Origin of the sequence: Bacillus sp. ABP14, from assembly GCF_001831375.1 — a bacterium.
GTDB lineage: Bacteria > Bacillota > Bacilli > Bacillales > Bacillaceae_G > Bacillus_A > Bacillus_A paranthracis.
Genome location: NZ_CP017016.1, coordinates 4,002,316 through 4,018,789 on the forward strand (window position 1 = coordinate 4,002,316; position 16,474 = coordinate 4,018,789).

The 16,474-nt window shown below is 37.4% G+C and carries 15 protein-coding genes; 2 read left to right on the top strand and 13 right to left on the bottom strand.

What is annotated here, in order from left to right:
• Positions 1-6 precede the first annotated feature (6 nt).
• The 11 genes from BGI23_RS20820 to gpr form a co-directional block, all read right to left on the bottom strand.
• Positions 7-756: a 16S rRNA (uracil(1498)-N(3))-methyltransferase gene (locus BGI23_RS20820; RefSeq protein ID WP_070806845.1), complete on the bottom strand. Its 750-nt coding sequence runs from the start codon at positions 754-756 to the stop codon at positions 7-9.
• A 145-nt stretch (positions 757-901) separates the two neighbouring features.
• Positions 902-1,840: a 50S ribosomal protein L11 methyltransferase gene (gene prmA, locus BGI23_RS20825; protein ID WP_070806846.1), complete on the bottom strand. Its 939-nt coding sequence runs from the start codon at positions 1,838-1,840 to the stop codon at positions 902-904.
• 28 nt (positions 1,841-1,868) lie between these two features.
• Complete coding sequence (dnaJ, locus tag BGI23_RS20830; RefSeq protein ID WP_000043935.1) at positions 1,869-2,984, bottom strand: chaperone protein DnaJ; 1,116 nt, start codon at positions 2,982-2,984, stop codon at positions 1,869-1,871.
• A gap of 204 nt (positions 2,985-3,188) precedes the next feature.
• The gene (gene dnaK / locus BGI23_RS20835; RefSeq protein ID WP_000034690.1) at positions 3,189-5,024 is read right to left on the bottom strand and encodes a chaperone protein DnaK; all 1,836 of its coding nucleotides are present in this window, start codon (positions 5,022-5,024) and stop codon (positions 3,189-3,191) included.
• A 26-nt stretch (positions 5,025-5,050) separates the two neighbouring features.
• Positions 5,051-5,629 (bottom strand): nucleotide exchange factor GrpE, encoded by a 579-nt coding sequence (gene grpE, locus BGI23_RS20840; protein WP_070806847.1) that lies wholly within the window; start codon positions 5,627-5,629, stop codon positions 5,051-5,053.
• Positions 5,630-5,750: 121 nt separating this feature from the next.
• Positions 5,751-6,767 carry a heat-inducible transcriptional repressor HrcA gene (gene hrcA, locus BGI23_RS20845; RefSeq protein ID WP_000954950.1) on the bottom strand — a complete coding sequence of 339 codons (1,017 nt, stop codon included), beginning with the start codon at positions 6,765-6,767 and terminating at the stop codon, positions 5,751-5,753.
• A 133-nt stretch (positions 6,768-6,900) separates the two neighbouring features.
• Positions 6,901-8,040: a radical SAM family heme chaperone HemW gene (hemW, locus tag BGI23_RS20850; RefSeq protein WP_070806848.1), complete on the bottom strand. Its 1,140-nt coding sequence runs from the start codon at positions 8,038-8,040 to the stop codon at positions 6,901-6,903.
• A gap of 52 nt (positions 8,041-8,092) precedes the next feature.
• Positions 8,093-8,467: a winged helix-turn-helix transcriptional regulator gene (locus tag BGI23_RS20855; RefSeq protein ID WP_001293546.1), complete on the bottom strand. Its 375-nt coding sequence runs from the start codon at positions 8,465-8,467 to the stop codon at positions 8,093-8,095.
• 132 nt (positions 8,468-8,599) lie between these two features.
• Positions 8,600-10,423, bottom strand: coding sequence for an elongation factor 4 (gene lepA / locus BGI23_RS20860; RefSeq protein ID WP_001030957.1), 1,824 nt, complete (start codon positions 10,421-10,423; stop codon positions 8,600-8,602).
• 210 nt (positions 10,424-10,633) lie between these two features.
• Positions 10,634-10,996 (bottom strand): YqxA family protein, encoded by a 363-nt coding sequence (locus BGI23_RS20865; RefSeq protein ID WP_000534316.1) that lies wholly within the window; start codon positions 10,994-10,996, stop codon positions 10,634-10,636.
• Positions 10,996-12,099, bottom strand: coding sequence for a GPR endopeptidase (gene gpr, locus BGI23_RS20870; protein WP_000662632.1), 1,104 nt, complete (start codon positions 12,097-12,099; stop codon positions 10,996-10,998). Before gpr ends, BGI23_RS20865 begins: the two co-directional genes overlap by 1 nt.
• 181 nt (positions 12,100-12,280) lie before the next feature.
• Between gpr and rpsT the strand changes: the two genes are divergently transcribed.
• A complete protein-coding gene (gene rpsT, locus BGI23_RS20875; protein ID WP_001274011.1) occupies positions 12,281-12,538 on the top strand; it encodes a 30S ribosomal protein S20 in 258 nt (85 codons plus the stop codon).
• An 84-nt stretch (positions 12,539-12,622) separates the two neighbouring features.
• Here rpsT and holA read toward each other — a convergent pair whose 3' ends face one another.
• The gene (gene holA, locus BGI23_RS20880; protein ID WP_001279918.1) at positions 12,623-13,633 is read right to left on the bottom strand and encodes a DNA polymerase III subunit delta; all 1,011 of its coding nucleotides are present in this window, start codon (positions 13,631-13,633) and stop codon (positions 12,623-12,625) included.
• Positions 13,634-13,978: 345 nt separating this feature from the next.
• Here holA and BGI23_RS20885 point away from each other — a divergent pair, with 345 nt between their 5' ends.
• Positions 13,979-14,113: a YqzM family protein gene (locus BGI23_RS20885; protein ID WP_000997609.1), complete on the top strand. Its 135-nt coding sequence runs from the start codon at positions 13,979-13,981 to the stop codon at positions 14,111-14,113.
• 26 nt (positions 14,114-14,139) lie between these two features.
• Here the strand turns inward: BGI23_RS20885 and BGI23_RS20890 are convergent, their stop codons facing one another.
• Positions 14,140-16,461, bottom strand: coding sequence for a DNA internalization-related competence protein ComEC/Rec2 (locus BGI23_RS20890; RefSeq protein WP_070806849.1), 2,322 nt, complete (start codon positions 16,459-16,461; stop codon positions 14,140-14,142).
• Between the last annotated feature and the right edge of the window lie 13 nt (positions 16,462-16,474).

The window sequence follows — 16,474 nt, forward strand, 5'->3', positions numbered from 1 at the left end:
TGATCATCACCCCATCAATTCAAAATGATACGAAGCAGCACTTAACGTATATAACGGCGCCGTTTCTGTTCTTAAAATTCTTGGTCCTAAACTACATGGTACAAATTTATGTTCACGAAGCGCTGTAATCTCTTCCTCAGCCAAACCGCCTTCTGGGCCAAATACAATCAATAACTTTTGACCTGGTTTCATCATCGTTAAAGCTTTCGCAAAATTAGATTTCTCGCCTTGTTTCGCTTCCTCTTCGTAAGCAACAAGGCAAACATCATACTCACCACTCATTGACAGCAATTGTTTAAACGATGCTGGGGCGTGTACTTCTGGAATTTCACTTCTATGTGATTGTTCCGCAGCTTCTTTCACAATTTTTCTTAAACGTTCAACTTTTTTATCCGCTTTTTTCGCATCCCATTTTACGATAGAGCGAGATGCTTGAAATGGTAAGAATGCAGCTGCCCCAAGCTCAGTTCCTTTTTGAAAAATTAACTCTAGCTTGTCTCCTTTCGGCAGTCCACTTGCAATCGTCACGAAAACAGGAAGTTCACTTGACGCCTCTACCCATTCTACAATAGCCGTATGAATAAATTCACTGGTAATTTCATCAATTGAACATACGGCTGTTTTTCCGTTTACACAGCAATAAATGTGATCACCAGCTGACATACGCATCACTCTTGCGATATGATGTACGTCATCACCTACAATGCGAATACTTGTCTCATTTACATATTTCTCTTCTACAAAATAACGTTGCATATAATCACCTTAGTAGAGTTTCGTTCTTTTCGTAAGTCAATACTTACGAAAAGAACGAAACGTTATCATTTTTCATATAACAAACGGCAAGTCCCTCACCCTATAGTGAGAGACTCCCCCTTTTCATTATAGACTAAAATCTATATTACGCATTTCGTGCAATAATTGCTACCCAATCTTCCATTCGTAACACTTCTTCAATCGTAAATCCAGCTTTTTCTAGCGCTTCAGAAATTACTTTTTCCTTCGCAGCAATAATGCCCGATGTAATAAATAATCCGCCTGACTTCACAACTCTCGCTGCATCTTCAGGGAATAAAAGAATAATTTCTGCTAATAAGTTAGCTACGATTAAATCAACAGGACCTTCAATACCTTCTAAAAGACTATTTTGTCCAACAGATACGATATCATCTGTTTTATTTAAACGTACATTCATTTCTGCACTTTCAACTGCAACCGGATCTAAATCATATGCTTGAACAGAAGACGCACCTAATTTTGCTGCTGCAATACTCAGTACACCAGAACCTGTTCCTACATCAATGATCGTATCACCTGGCTGTACTGTTTTTTCTAAAGCACGGATACACATCGTTGTTGTTGGATGAGTTCCCGTTCCAAATGCCATACCTGGATCTAATTCAATAATTTTTTCTTCCGGAGAAGATGGTGTATATTCTTCCCACGTCGGCACAATTGTGAATGTATCAGAAATTTGTACTGGATGGTAATATTTTTTCCAAGCAGTAGCCCAATCTTCTTCATTGACCTCGTTAACGGTAATATTTCCAGTACCAATTTCGATGTCGTAAGATGGAAGAGCATCAATAGATGATTTTACACTTACAATTGTTTCATGTAAAGAATCCGTTTGTGGGAAATAGGCTTTTATTAACACACCTTCCGCCGGGTACTCATCTGGGTTCAATGCATAAATTTCACCATATTGTTGCTCGCGCTCTTTCGTCAATTCCGCTGGATCCTCAATCGCAACTCCACTAGCACCAGCTTCATGTAAAATATGAGAGACAGCTTCTACTGCTTCTTCTTTTGTATGAATACTAATTTCTGACCATTTCACAATTTACCAACTCCAATTTTTATTTCCATTATTCCCCTTTGAAAGCACGTTTAAGCTTTCCGAATAAACTATCATCCTGCTCTTCTTGTCCTGCAAATTCACGCAATAAATCTTTTTGCTGTGAAGTTAATTTCGTCGGTACAACAACACGCACGACTACATATTGATCTCCTTGACCGTATCCACGTACGTTCGGAGCACCCTTTCCTTTTAGGCGGAATTCTGTTCCTGTTTGTGTTCCTGCTGGAATTTTCAGCTTCACTTTACCATGAACAGTAGGAACTTCTACTTCATCACCAAGTGCCATTTGCGCAAATGTTAATGGCATTTCGCAAATAATGTGATCTCCTTCGCGCTCAAAGAATTCATGATTTCTTACATGAACAACAACATATAAATCTCCTGCTGGGCCGCCATTTACGCCCGCTTCACCTTTTCCAGATACGCGGATTTGTTGACCATTATCGATACCTGCTGGAATTTTAACATTGATTTTTTTACGTTTACGAACTTTACCAGAACCGTGGCATGTCGTACATTTTTCTTTAATGATTTGCCCAGTTCCTGAACAATGACCGCAAGCTTGACGGTTTACGATACGACCAAATGGTGTATTTTGTTCTACACTTACTTGCCCTGATCCTGAGCAATGTTTACATGTTTCTTTTGAAGTTCCTGGTTTTGCCCCGCTACCTTTACAAGTATCACATGGATCTTCTACTGGAATCTCAACATTTAACTCTTTACCAAAAATAGCTTCTTCAAAATCTAAAGTGACTTGATATTGTAAGTCAGCACCTTGGCGCGGAGCATTTGGATCACGACGTCTGCCGCCACCGCCGCCAAAGAATGAACTAAAGATATCTTCAAAACCGAAGCCACCACCGAAGTCTCCTCCGCCGCCAAAGCCGCCGAAGCCTTGATTAGCACCAGCATGACCAAATTGATCATATTGCGCACGCTTTTGATCGTCGCTTAATACTTCGTATGCTTCTTGTACTTCTTTAAACTTTTCAATTGCATTTTCTTCTTTACTTACGTCTGGATGGTATTTTTTAGCCAAACGACGATACGCTTTTTTTATTTCATCTTTTGAAGCACCCTTGCTAAGTCCAAGGACCTCATAATAATCTCGTTTACTCATAAATTTACAACCCCCGAATCTTTCACATAAACGTAATTTTAACACCGAAAGAAAGTGCTTTGCAACAAAGTTTCCTCACTTACAGTATGCAAAGTAAAAAACTTAAGACCCTCACACATTCCTTCTCATTCGTGAAAAAAGCCAAAGCCAAGGCACGCTTGACTTTGACTTTTTGTCATCTTACTTATTATGTTTAAAGTTGAATTACTTGTCTTCTTTTACTTCTTCAAACTCAGCGTCTACTACATTGTCTTTCTTCGCGCCAGCATCTTGTGCCCCTTGTGCACCTTCTGCTTGCCCTGCAGCTGCTTGAGCTTGCTCATATAGTTTAACAGTTAGTTGTTGTACGATTTCTTGTAAAGCGTCTTTTTTCGCACGGATTTCCTCAAGCTCGTTCTTCTCAATCGCAGCTTGTAATGCTTCTTTCGCTTCTGTTGCTTTTGCAACTTCAGCTGCATCTACTTTACCTTCTAAATCTTTTACAACTTTATCTGTTTGGAATACAAGTTGGTCAGCTTCGTTACGAAGTTCAACTTCTTCCTTACGTTTTTGGTCAGCGTCAGCGTTTGCTTCTGCTTCTTTTACCATACGATCTACTTCTTCATCAGAAAGACCTGAAGAAGATTGGATTGTAATAGCTTGTTCTTTGCTTGTTCCTAAATCTTTTGCACGTACGTTAACGATACCGTTCGCATCAATATCGAATGTTACTTCGATTTGTGGAATACCACGTGGTGCTGGTGGGATATCCGTTAATTGGAAACGTCCTAACGTTTTGTTGTCAGCTGACATTGGACGCTCACCTTGCAATACGTGAATGTCTACTGCTGGTTGGTTATCAGCAGCTGTTGAGAATACTTGTGATTTACTCGTTGGAATTGTAGTGTTACGCTCGATTAATTTCGTGAACACACCACCCATAGTTTCAATACCTAAAGAAAGTGGAGTTACATCTAATAATAGTACGCCTTCTACATCACCAGTAAGTACCCCACCTTGAACTGCAGCACCTAATGCTACAACTTCATCCGGGTTTACACCTTTATATGGTTCTTTACCAGTTTCACGTTTAATAGCTTCTTGTACAGCTGGGATACGAGTAGAACCACCTACAAGGATAACGCGATCTAATTCACTTGCAGATAGACCAGCATCTTTTAAAGCACGACGAGTTGGTTCTAATGTTCTTTCAACAAGGTTTGCTGAAAGCTCTTCGAATTTCGCTCTTGTTAATGTTAATTCTAAGTGTAATGGACCAGCAGCTCCAGCACTAATGAATGGCAATGAAATTTGTGTTTGTGTTACACCTGAAAGATCTTTTTTCGCTTTTTCAGCTGCATCTTTCAAACGTTGAAGTGCCATTTTATCTTGGCTTAAATCAATGTTATTTTCTTTTTTGAACTCAGCTACTAAGTGATCAATGATAACTTGGTCAAAGTCATCTCCACCAAGACGGTTGTCACCAGCAGTTGAAATAACTTCAAATGTTCCATCTGCTAACTCAAGGATAGATACGTCAAATGTACCGCCACCTAAGTCATATACTAAGATTTTTTGCTCTTCATCTTGTTTTTCTAAACCGTAAGCAAGCGCTGCTGCTGTTGGTTCGTTAATGATACGCTCAACTTCTAAACCAGCGATACGACCAGCATCTTTCGTTGCTTGACGCTCTGCATCGTTGAAGTATGCAGGTACTGTAATAACAGCTTTTGTTACTGTTTCACCTAAATATGCTTCAGCAGAAGCTTTTAAGTTTTGTAAAATGATTGCAGAAATTTCTTGAGGTGTATATTCTTTACCTTCGATTTCTACTTTGTAGTCTGTACCCATATGACGTTTAACAGACATGATTGTATTTGGGTTTGTAATTGCTTGACGCTTTGCTACTTCCCCAACTTGACGTTCTTCATTTTTGAAAGCTACAACAGAAGGTGTTGTACGGTTTCCTTCTGGATTTGGGATAACCTTTGGTTCTCCACCTTCCATAACAGCTACACAAGAGTTTGTTGTACCTAAGTCAATACCGATAATTTTACTCATGGCGAATCCTCCTACTTTTATGTAAATTATTGATTTACTTTTACCATCGATGGGCGAATTACACGGTCTTTTAATTTATAACCTTTTTGGAATTCTTCCACAACCGCATTTGATTCAAATTCGCTGTCTTCTACTTGCATAACAGCTTGGTGTTCATGAGGATCAAACTGTTTACCAACAGCTTCAATCGCTTCTACACCTTCTTTTGTCATCGCTTCTAACAATTGACGATATACCATTTCCATCCCTTGTAATAAGGACTTCATTTGCTCATCAGTTGCTTCCACTTGCATCGCTCTTTCAAAATTATCAAGAGCTGGCAAAATATCTGAAACAAGACTTTGTGCTCTATATTTTTCAGCAGCCTGTTTATCCATTTGAACACGACGCTTATAATTTTCAAAATCAGCTTGTAGACGTAGCATACGGCCTTCCGTTTCCGTCAGTTTCGCTTGCAATTCATCTACTTTTTCTTGTAAAAGAGCAGCCTCACTTTTTTCTTCAACAGTTGCTTCGCTGTCTTCAGATGTTACGGCTTCTTCAACTTGTGCTTCTTTTACTTCTTCTTTCACTTCTTCTACAACTTGTTCGTTACGCTCTTCCACAATTTTCACCTCCTTAAAAGGTATTAGGTATCATGCATAGCATGATTACCTAAGTATAGTTATATATTACACACAGTGATGTATTGCTTATCACTTGAGCGAATGTATTCTTCTTTATTCTTTATTTTTTTAGTCCATCTGTAATTTGCCTTGTAAATAACTGCAACAAACTAATTACACGAGAGTATTGCATTCTCGTTGGACCTAAAATTGCAATTGTTCCAAGTTGTTCTTCTCCAATCGAATATGTTGCAGAAATCAAACTACAATCTTCCATGGCTGTCGCAGAGTTTTCCCTACCAATTTTCACTTGAATACCAACTTGTTTATGACGCAAAATATCATAAAACTCAGCTTCGTTATCAATCATGGTAAGTAAAGATCTAACTTTTTGAATGTCATGAAACTCTGGTTGCGAAAGCATATTTGCCTTCCCTCCAAAGTATATCTTTTCCGATAACGGAACTTGAAATGTACCATCCAATATTTTTATTGCACTATCGTAATTATGAACATACCCACGCAATACCGTAACAATCTCCTTAAAGATTTTATTATGGAGTTCCGACATTGGTACGCCCGATAGCTTTTCATTTAAAATATTAACCATTTTTTCTAAATCTGATAAATCAACAGATTCCGGAACGGTAATCGTTTTGCTTTGTACATGCCCTGTATCCGTTACAATAATAGCGACTGCGGTTTGACGATCAAGCGGAACAATTTGTACGTTTTTAAGTTTATTTGTGCTTAACTTCGGTCCAAGAACAATGGCCGTATAATTTGTAAGCTCTGATAAAATTTGAGCTGATTGTTGTGCAATCTTTTCCGCTTCAAAAATTCTTTCAGCAAATAAATCTTTAATTTGTACAATTTCATCGTTCGGTAAATTTTGCGGCGCTAAAAGATGGTCTACATAAAATCGGTATCCTTTTTCAGAAGGAACACGTCCAGAAGAACTATGCGTTTTCTCAATAAATCCTAGTTCCTCTAAATCAGCCATTTCATTTCGTATAGTAGCTGAACTAAATGTAATTTCATCTTTTTTAGCCAACGTCCTTGACCCAACAGGTTGCGCTGATCCAATAAAGTCATCAATAATTGTTTGTAAAATTAAGAGCTGACGTTCCGTAAGCATCTCATCATCACCTCTGTTAGCACTCTTTGTCTTCGAGTGCTAAATCTATTAATAACTTACCAAAATTGACATTCAATTGTCAACGGAAACGTCACGAAATAATGAAACTTTTTCACGTTAATGGAACATTTAATTAGTCAATCAAAAATGATTGGAATACTTCATTCCCTAATAATTTTCCTTTTCGCGTTAAACGAACATATCCATCGCTCTCTTCAAGCAATCCTTGTTCTTGGTTGTTTTGTAACTGCTTCGCGAAAACTTGATCCATTTCCATATTAAATTTCTTTTGAAACGCTATTTTAGATACACCTTTTGTTTTTCGGAGTCCTAAGAACAACTCTTCTTCCATTTTTTCTTTCTCCGTCACCACGTGAACATCTAAATACGGAAATCCGGTTTCATCGATTTTATTGAAATATTGCTTGAGCGGCCCTACATTTTGGATACGTTCTCCATTTACATAACTATGCGCTCCAGCTCCAAATCCATAATACTCTTCATTATTCCAGTATGTGAGATTATGTCTACTTTCATTATTACCTTTTGAAAAATTACTAATTTCATACTGGGTATAGCCATGTTTCTGCATTTCATCCATTACCATTTCGTACATTTTCGCTTCATGGTCTTCACCTGGAAGTCTTAATTTCCCTTTATTCATTAAGTTATAAAATACTGTTTTCGGTTCCACAATTAATGAATATGCCGAGAAATGTTGTACACCAAGCGTAAAAGCAATGTCTAATGTTTCTTTTACATCTTCTATCGTCTGTCCTGGCAGAGCATAAATAATATCTACATTTATATTTTTAAAGCCTACTTCCTGCGCTTCTCTAATTGCTACAAACGCATCTTCTCTCGTATGCTTACGTCCAATTTTCTCAAGCAATTCATCTCGAAATGTTTGCACCCCAAAACTAATTCGGTTCACTCCACCTTCTAGCAATACATTTAATTTCTCTTTCGGCAAATCACCTGGATTCGCTTCAAATGTTAATTCACAATTCGGGGCAAACGGACGTAAACGACGATTTATAATATTTAACAATTTCTTTGTCTGTTCCATATTTAATGCTGTTGGAGTTCCCCCGCCAACAAAAATCGTTTTCATACTATCAAACGGTACCTTTTGAACTGTATTTATTATTTCTTTCTCTAAATACTCTAAATATTGATCGACCGGCTGGCGTTCAATAAACACTTTATTAAAATCACAATAGTGACAAATATGCTGACAAAACGGAATATGAATATATGCAGCTTGCACCAAAAATAACTCCTACCTTTCTAAAAAGAAAACCTCCGCGCTCGGGAGGCTTCTTTTACTTCTCTAACGTATTACGAATTTGTTCCATTCGCATTTTTCCCCAATCATACATCATTTCAACGATTGGTAAAAGCGACATGCCTAATTCCGTCATATAATATTCCACTCGCGGTGGAATTTCTGGGTATACTGTTCGATCAACAATCCCATCTTCCATTAACTCTTTTAATTGGTTTGATAAAACTTTATGAGAAATGCTCGGAAATAATCGCTGTAATTCACTAAAACGATGAGGCCCTTCCACACCAAGATGCCACAATATTACAACTTTCCACTTTCCACTAATAATAGAAAGCGTCAATTCCTTTTCACAATTAAAATTGCCATTTTGTATTTTTTCTTGAATATCTTTTCGAATATTTTCGGACATTAACAAACCCCTAACTTTATATGAACTAAAAAGCTCTCTCACTATTGTAAATGAGAGCTACTCAGATGTCTAAAAAGTAATTATACGTAAAAAAGAAGCCGCATAAACGACTTCTTTTTTTCATTCCAACTATTAGTTGTCATCCATTTTCAGTACAGCCATGAATGCTTCTTGCGGTACTTCTACAGAACCAACAGACTTCATACGTTTTTTACCTTCTTTTTGCTTATCAAGAAGTTTACGCTTACGCGAAATGTCACCACCGTAACATTTCGCAAGTACGTTTTTACGCATCGCTTTAATTGTAGAACGCGCTACAACTTTGTTTCCGATCGTCGCTTGAATTGGCACTTCGAACTGCTGTCTTGGAATTAATTCTTTTAATTTTTCTACGATTACTTTACCACGGTCATACGCTGAATCACGGTGTACGATAAATGATAGAGCATCGACTTGCTCAGAATTTAAAAGAATATCCATTTTCACAAGTTTAGATGGCTTGTAACCAATTAACTCATAATCAAATGATGCATATCCTTTCGTATTTGATTTCAACTGATCGAAGAAGTCATATACGATTTCTGATAATGGGATTTCATATGTCAATGTAACACGCGTTTCATCTAAATATTGCATATCAATAAACGTTCCGCGTTTACCTTGGCAAATTTCCATTACAGCTCCAACATAGTCATTCGGAACCATAATTGCTGCTTTAACAAATGGCTCTTCAACACGATCAATTGTCTGTGGATCCGGCATATTAGACGGGTTATCGACAATCATGTCTTCACCATTCGTTAAGAATACTTTATAAATAACACTTGGCGCTGTTGTAATTAAATCAATTTTAAATTCACGTTCAATACGCTCTTGAATGATTTCCATATGAAGAAGTCCTAAGAATCCACAACGGAAACCAAATCCTAGCGCTTGAGATGTTTCTGGCTCAAACTCAAGAGCAGAATCGTTTAATTCTAATTTCTCTAGCGCATCACGTAAGTCGTTGTAACGTGCAGAATCAATCGGATATAAACCACAGAATACCATTGGGTTTAATTTACGATAACCAGGTAATGGCTCAGCTGCTGGACGTTTCGCGTGTGTAATCGTATCACCAACGCGTGTATCACCAACATTTTTAATCGATGCTGCTAAGAAACCTACATCACCTACTGTTAACTCGTCACGTTGCGTAGTTTTCGGTGTAAATACACCTACTTCTGTTACTTCAAATTCTTTACCAGTTGCCATCATACGTACTTTATCGCCAACTTTTACCGTTCCATTTACAACACGGATATAAGCAATTACACCGCGGTACGGATCATATAAAGAGTCAAAGATCATACATTGTAACGGTTCTTCTGAATCACCTGTTGGTGCTGGCACTTTTTCAACGATTTGTTCTAAAATCTCTTCGATACCAATCCCAGCTTTTGCCGAAGCAAGTACAGCTTCTGATGCATCTAACCCAATTACATCTTCCACCTCTTGGCGTACACGCTCTGGGTCTGCACTTGGTAAATCGATTTTATTAATAACCGGTAAAATTTCTAAATTGTTATCAAGCGCTAAGTATACGTTTGCTAACGTTTGCGCTTCAATACCTTGCGCTGCATCTACTACAAGAATTGCACCTTCACAAGCCGCTAAACTACGAGATACTTCGTACGTAAAGTCGACGTGTCCTGGTGTATCAATTAAGTGAAGAATATATTCTTCGCCGTCTTTTGCTTTATAGTTTAATTGTACTGCGTTTAATTTAATTGTAATACCACGCTCACGCTCTAAATCCATAGAGTCAAGCAACTGAGCTTTCATTTCACGTTGTGTTAACGCGTTTGTTTTCTCTAAAATACGGTCTGCTAACGTTGACTTTCCGTGGTCAATATGAGCAATGATAGAGAAATTACGAATTTTGGACTGTCTTTTTGCTCTTTCTTCTTTGTTCATCTATGTTCTCAACTCCTAATAGTCTCGCCAATATACACTAGCACTGATTATATCAATAGAGCAGCAAAGATTCAATGAAAACTCGTGCTGCTTACAATACAAATCATTCTATTTATATCTTATGCGAACAAACCATAAGAGACAAACCTTTTTCAAATTAAAGAACGGCTGTCTTACAAACCTGTAAAACAACCGTCCTCCGTTTGACTCTTAACTAAAAATCCCTTTTACTTTCCCAACAACTATATCTGTTCCAAACTTTGTTATTTCATAGGCAACGCTTGCTATCGCCATACCCATTCCTTCTACAATATTAAAACTTTTTAAGCTTTCTAATTGTTTTTGTTTTTCAGTAGCGGAAAACGAACCTTCCAAAGTTTCTGATTCAGTGGCCTCACCTTTTGTTCCTGTCATATGAGCGATTTGTTCATACGACATTTGCTGATAACCTTTCATACTTTTCAACCCATGATTTGCAAGTGCCACCCCTGCTATTACCATAAGTAAGCATATTGCCACACTACATATACATAAAAGCGAAAAGCGGCTTACATGATTATCGTCACTTCCCATCAATGTGTATATGCTCCTGTATTATCTTGGTCAATTTGATGATGCAGCGCTGCATTTAAACCACTTGCTATTACATTTGCCATATCCTCTATGAAGGCATCCACTTCTTTCGGAGTCACCATTAAATTATGACCAAGAGGAGATAACACTTCATAAATTAATTTTCTCTTCTCTTCATCTTCCAGTGTACCTACAGCACCTAAAAACATATTCCGGCTCTTTTCATCCGGCATATCCTCTTCTGTTAATTTTTTCTTTTCTCCAAATGTAAAACCAGCCGGCAACAAAGATCGGGAAGGTTTATTTCCTTCTTTCATCTCCCGTCCAAAATGTTTCAAAATAAAATCAATTGTATCGCTTGTAATCGAAACGGCATCCACCACAGTCGGAACACCAATTGCGATAACAGGAATACCTAATGTTTCTTTACTGAGTTCCTTACGTTTATTCCCAACACCCGACCCTGGATGAATTCCTGTATCAGAAATTTGTATCGTACTATTTACCCTTTCAATAGAACGAGCAGCTAATGCATCAATTGCAATGACAAAGTCTGGCTTTGTCTTCTCAATGATTCCATAAATAACATCGCTCGTTTCAATTCCTGTAATCCCCATTACCCCCGGCCGAATTGCACTAACAGGCCTAAACCCTTCTTCTACACTTTCAGGCTGCAATTGAAACAAATGTCTCGTTACCAATACATTTTCTACAACTATCGGTCCAAGCGCATCCGGCGTTACATTCCAATTTCCAAGACCAACAATTAAACAACTCGCTTCTTTCGTAACGCCAACCTCTTCTAAGAAATAAGAAAATTCTTTTGCAAAAATACGCTCTACTTTTTGTTGCAGCTCCGTATCTTGTTGACGTATACCTTGTACTTCAAGCGTTAAATAATTTCCAGGTTTTTTACCCATCGAGTCAGAGGCAGCTTCATCAATTGTAACTTTTGTAATGGTAATACCTTCTTCTTCCCTCTCTTTTACAATAACGCCTTGTATCCCTTTTTGCTCTTCTTGACGCTCTTGCAGCATTTGATGCGCCTCTACAGCAAGATCCGTTCTAACACTATATTTACTTAAATCTAATGGTTCTTTCATCGTATCTCCTCCGTCATTCATAGTAAATATCGTTAGATTTCCCAAAGTTATATAAGGTCATTCTTTCCTTTACGTGAAATTTCATAGATATACTATTGCAATTCTCTTCACCGTTTGATAGAATATCACTTGTTCTATGTTAAGAATCGAGTCATTCGATTGCACCAGGGAGGTGAAAAGTATGGCAAACATCAAATCTGCTATCAAACGCGCTAAACTTAGCGAAGAGCGTCGTGCACATAACGCTTCTATCAAGTCTGACATGCGTTCTGCTGTTAAAACTGTAGAAGCTTTAGTTACTAATAACGATCTTGAAAATGCTAAAGAAGCTTTCAAAACTGCTTCTAAAAAACTTGACAAAGCAGCTCGTAAAGGTCTTATCCACCAAAACGCTGCAGCTCGTCAAAAATCTCGCTTAGCGAAACAAGTAAACGCGTAAGGCGTTTAAAAAACGATCCATTCGGATCGTTTTTTTATATACAAAAAAGTTCACGCTCTTAGCACGTGAACTTTTTTTGTTTCATCACATATGATTTAACCGCATTAAGAAAAACTCGAGCACAAGTTTTTTATCCATTTTTCCCGTTTTCATACTATAATCAGCTTCCGCTAATTCCATTATCACTTTTTTTAATTCTTCAAAAGAGAAAAACTTCGTTTGATTCATCGCTAATTTTACACGATATGGATGCACACCAATATGAGACGCGATTTGATTTTGGCCGTAACCACGCTGCTGTAACTCTTTCACTTGATGCAGTAAACGAAATTGACTTACTAATAACGCAAGTAATTTAATAGGTTCCTCCTGCTGCGTAAATAATCCATCCAAAATTTGCATTGCACCCGCGATATCTTTTTTTACCACTTTTTCTGTCAAAGCAAACACATTTTGTTCAACTGATTTTGGCACAAGCTCTGCAACGAGTTTCGGTGTAATGTCTCCGCCCATACCGACATATAACGTTAACTTGTCCATTTCCTTCGCCAACATCGTTACATTACTTCCCACAAGCTCTAACAACAAACTAACAGCCGCATGATCAATATGCACATGCACTTCATCTGCCCGAGCAACAATCCACTTCTGAACATCCTGCACTTGCATTGCATTCGCTTCTACTACATCCGCTGTTTTCTTTAATAGTTTTGTAATTTTTTTTCGTTCATCCAGCTTTTCGTAAGGCGCAACAAAAACAAGAATAGAAAAGGGAGAAGGTTCCCCGATATATTCTTCTAAAATTTTTATATTTTGTTCTAACTTTTCTTTTTGTGAAGTTAAAAAGAGTGGTGATTTTATTAATAACACTTTACGTTCTCCGAAAAAAGGAAGTGTACGTGCATCCTCAACCACATCTTCTAAATATGCTTCTTCTAAATCATATGTAACAACATTAAACTCGCGATCTTCCTCTTCAAGCGCTTCTGTTGTAATAAGCTTTATCGTTTCATTTATAAAAAACGCTTCCGTTCCATACAGTAAATATAACGGAGCAAACTGCTTCTTTTTAATCTTTTTATGTATATCACTCATACTTTTTCCTACTCCCTAACTTGGCAATATATATTTATACTAATGCCCTAGCTTTTGTTTTACAAGTACAAAGGAACAGGCAATATAACCCGTCCCTTTATTTATATTAAACGCCACGCAATAAGCCCCGGGTTTCTTATTGGTGTGCGGTAATCACCTTCCCTTTATTATTCGCAATAAAAATTCGAGTATAAGTGCCAACTGTTAACATGCTTGGAAACAAAAATTCACATTGCTTCATGATCTAAAAGTAGTAAAAACGCTCTATTTCTCCTCACATGGAAATTGTAGATTTTTTTCTGACAATATTTTATACTAAAGTGGAATGTTGGGGAGGGATTCTAAATGAATGATTTTGAACAAAACGTTCAAAGTAAACGCAATGACGCTATTGATTCAGGGGTAGGATTTATCGTCTCATTTGGTTTTTTCGCAACACTTTTCATCATTGCAACTGTTATTAAATTTATCGGTTCTTAAAGACTGCTGCTTACTGGCAGTCTTTTTTATCTATTATGTGTTTCATCATATGTGATTTTGCTGCGAAAGGTTCCGTTTTCCCCTTTAAAAACATAGGAGATAGCCCCTTGCTTATCCGTACGCCATATTTCAATCCCCCTCTTCTCAAAACGCTCTATAGCGTCCTTATGAGGGTGCCCATACCTATTACGCTCACCGGCAGAAATAACTGCTATATTAGGCTGTACGACGCTCAGAAAAGTTGTTGTAGATGACGTATTACTCCCATGATGAGCAACCTTTAAAACATCCGCTCGCAACTCTGGATACGTAGCTACTAAAAACTTCTCACCTTCTTCTTCTAAATCACCTGTAAACAACCACGTTAGTCCTCCTAATTTTGCCAACATTACAATTGAAGCGTTATTTTCACTGCTCTCCTTCCCTGTTGGCGCTAATACGAAAAATTCCGCTCCATTTATGCTCCAACTTTCTCCTTCTCTCACTTCTCTTATTTTCACTTCCTTTTCTAAAGCCTGTTTCTTTACTATTTTTTCTAATTCCGCATCTTGTTCCTTTCGGCCAAATACAACTTCTTTTACGGTTATATTTGATAATAACTGTTGCGCAGCACCTATATGATCCGCATCTCCATGCGTTATAATTAATTTATCGATCTTTTTAATACCTTCCTTTTGTAAATAAGGAATCAAAATATCATTTCCGACAGAAAATTCATGCTTTTTACGTTGCCATTCTTCCTTGTTTGGACGAATTGTTCCACCAGTATCAATAAGGTAAATCTCTTGATCATACGGGAGGCGAATTAATATTGCATCTCCCTGTCCAACATCGAGAAAGGTAACACTCCCACTTTCTCGAAAATACGGATATACATAATGGCATGTACTAATAAAAAGAAATACACCCGCAGATATAAACAGAATCCCCTTCGTCATTCGCCTTTCCCAAACCATCAATATACTAATAATACTCACGCAATATAGGGCTACAAGAAGTATAGGTGTTTGTCCGAAATTAAGACGGGTAAATGGTAAGTTTTCGCAATAACTTAAAAAATCATTAGAAAGATTCAAACCTATTGATAATACATTCCCAAGCCTTTTTGCAAGAAAAGGAATGATCGGTATACATATCAAAATAACAATACTGCACGGCAATACAACGAGAGATAAAAACGGAACGTATAGGATATTTAAGAAAATACTATATGGAGAAAAATAACCGAAGTGATATAACAAAATCGGAGTACTAACGAGCTGCGAAATAAGAGAAATATAAATAGAATTTCGGATTACTCCATTACTACTCTCTAGTAAAAACGGGGCTGACAAAAGTAAAGCAAAACTACCAACGAAAGAAAACTGAAAACCAATATTAAAAACAAGATACGGATCAAATATAAGCATACATATAGCTGTTACACTTAAAGCATCTAAGCTAGATAAACGAATAGAACATATGAAAGCACTCAACATCAAAACTCCTGTTATAGAAGCTCTTATAACAGAAGGTGACGCTCCTGCTAAAACCATATATAGAGGAATACAAAAAATAAGACATACTGTCGCTACCTCCCTTGTCACACCGCTTCTTAGCAAAATAAAATACACAATCACCATTAACAATACGATATGCGATCCTGAAATCGCCAACAAATGCACAAGACCGAATTGTTGATATTGCTCTTCAACTTCAAATGTCATTTGTTGTCTATCACCAAATACTAATGCATTCATAAAAGCGCCTGATTGCTCTGGAAACATTTCTGTAACTCCCAAGATTACGTGCTGCCTTAAAAGAAGGATCCATTGCACGAGTGACAACGATGTTTTATGGCATTCAGAAATATATGTAGCTTCCAATATGAAATGAATATTTTGCTTATATAAATAATCACGATAATTAAAACCATGAAAATTCCGAGCTATCGGCGGTTCTTTTCTCTCACCTTCGAATACACATGATACTCCTGCATGTAATTGTCGCAGTTGTTTCTTTTCCGAGGCTGATTTCATTTTGTAACTTAACTGCACTATATTTTTATTCTGATCTTCAACTTGAAATGATAGGCGATCCCCGTTAATAAGAGGTGTATTATGTATCACCCCTCTTGTAGCTTCGTAGGACTCTCCTAGAGGCATGTTTTGCCCTTGAACATACGTGGTGTATATAGCGCCACTTAAACACGCTATCATACAATAAAAGAAGGTTTTACGCGAAGTACGATACAAACAAAAGAAAACATTTAGAACGAGACAACAAATTAGCCATACAACTGAAGAGGAGAAGGCAATTGCAATCCCAATTATAAATGAGATTGCAACATAGCCCCATTGTCCTTGCAACTCATACTCACTC

Bases quoted from the DNA above. Each gene is read 5' to 3' on its own strand.
- BGI23_RS20820 (WP_070806845.1), bottom strand. From the start codon at position 756: ATGCAACGTTATTTTGTAGAAGAGAAATATGTAAATGAGACAAGTATT.
- dnaJ (WP_000043935.1), bottom strand. From the start codon at position 2,984: ATGAGTAAACGAGATTATTATGAGGTCCTTGGACTTAGCAAGGGTGCT.
- dnaK (WP_000034690.1), bottom strand. From the start codon at position 5,024: ATGAGTAAAATTATCGGTATTGACTTAGGTACAACAAACTCTTGTGTA.
- hrcA (WP_000954950.1), bottom strand. From the start codon at position 6,767: ATGCTTACGGAACGTCAGCTCTTAATTTTACAAACAATTATTGATGAC.
- BGI23_RS20855 (WP_001293546.1), bottom strand. From the start codon at position 8,467: ATGTCCGAAAATATTCGAAAAGATATTCAAGAAAAAATACAAAATGGC.
- lepA (WP_001030957.1), bottom strand. From the start codon at position 10,423: ATGAACAAAGAAGAAAGAGCAAAAAGACAGTCCAAAATTCGTAATTTC.
- BGI23_RS20865 (WP_000534316.1), bottom strand. From the start codon at position 10,996: ATGGGAAGTGACGATAATCATGTAAGCCGCTTTTCGCTTTTATGTATA.
- gpr (WP_000662632.1), bottom strand. From the start codon at position 12,099: ATGAAAGAACCATTAGATTTAAGTAAATATAGTGTTAGAACGGATCTT.
- rpsT (WP_001274011.1), top strand. From the start codon at position 12,281: ATGGCAAACATCAAATCTGCTATCAAACGCGCTAAACTTAGCGAAGAG.
- holA (WP_001279918.1), bottom strand. From the start codon at position 13,633: ATGAGTGATATACATAAAAAGATTAAAAAGAAGCAGTTTGCTCCGTTA.
- BGI23_RS20885 (WP_000997609.1), top strand. From the start codon at position 13,979: ATGAATGATTTTGAACAAAACGTTCAAAGTAAACGCAATGACGCTATT.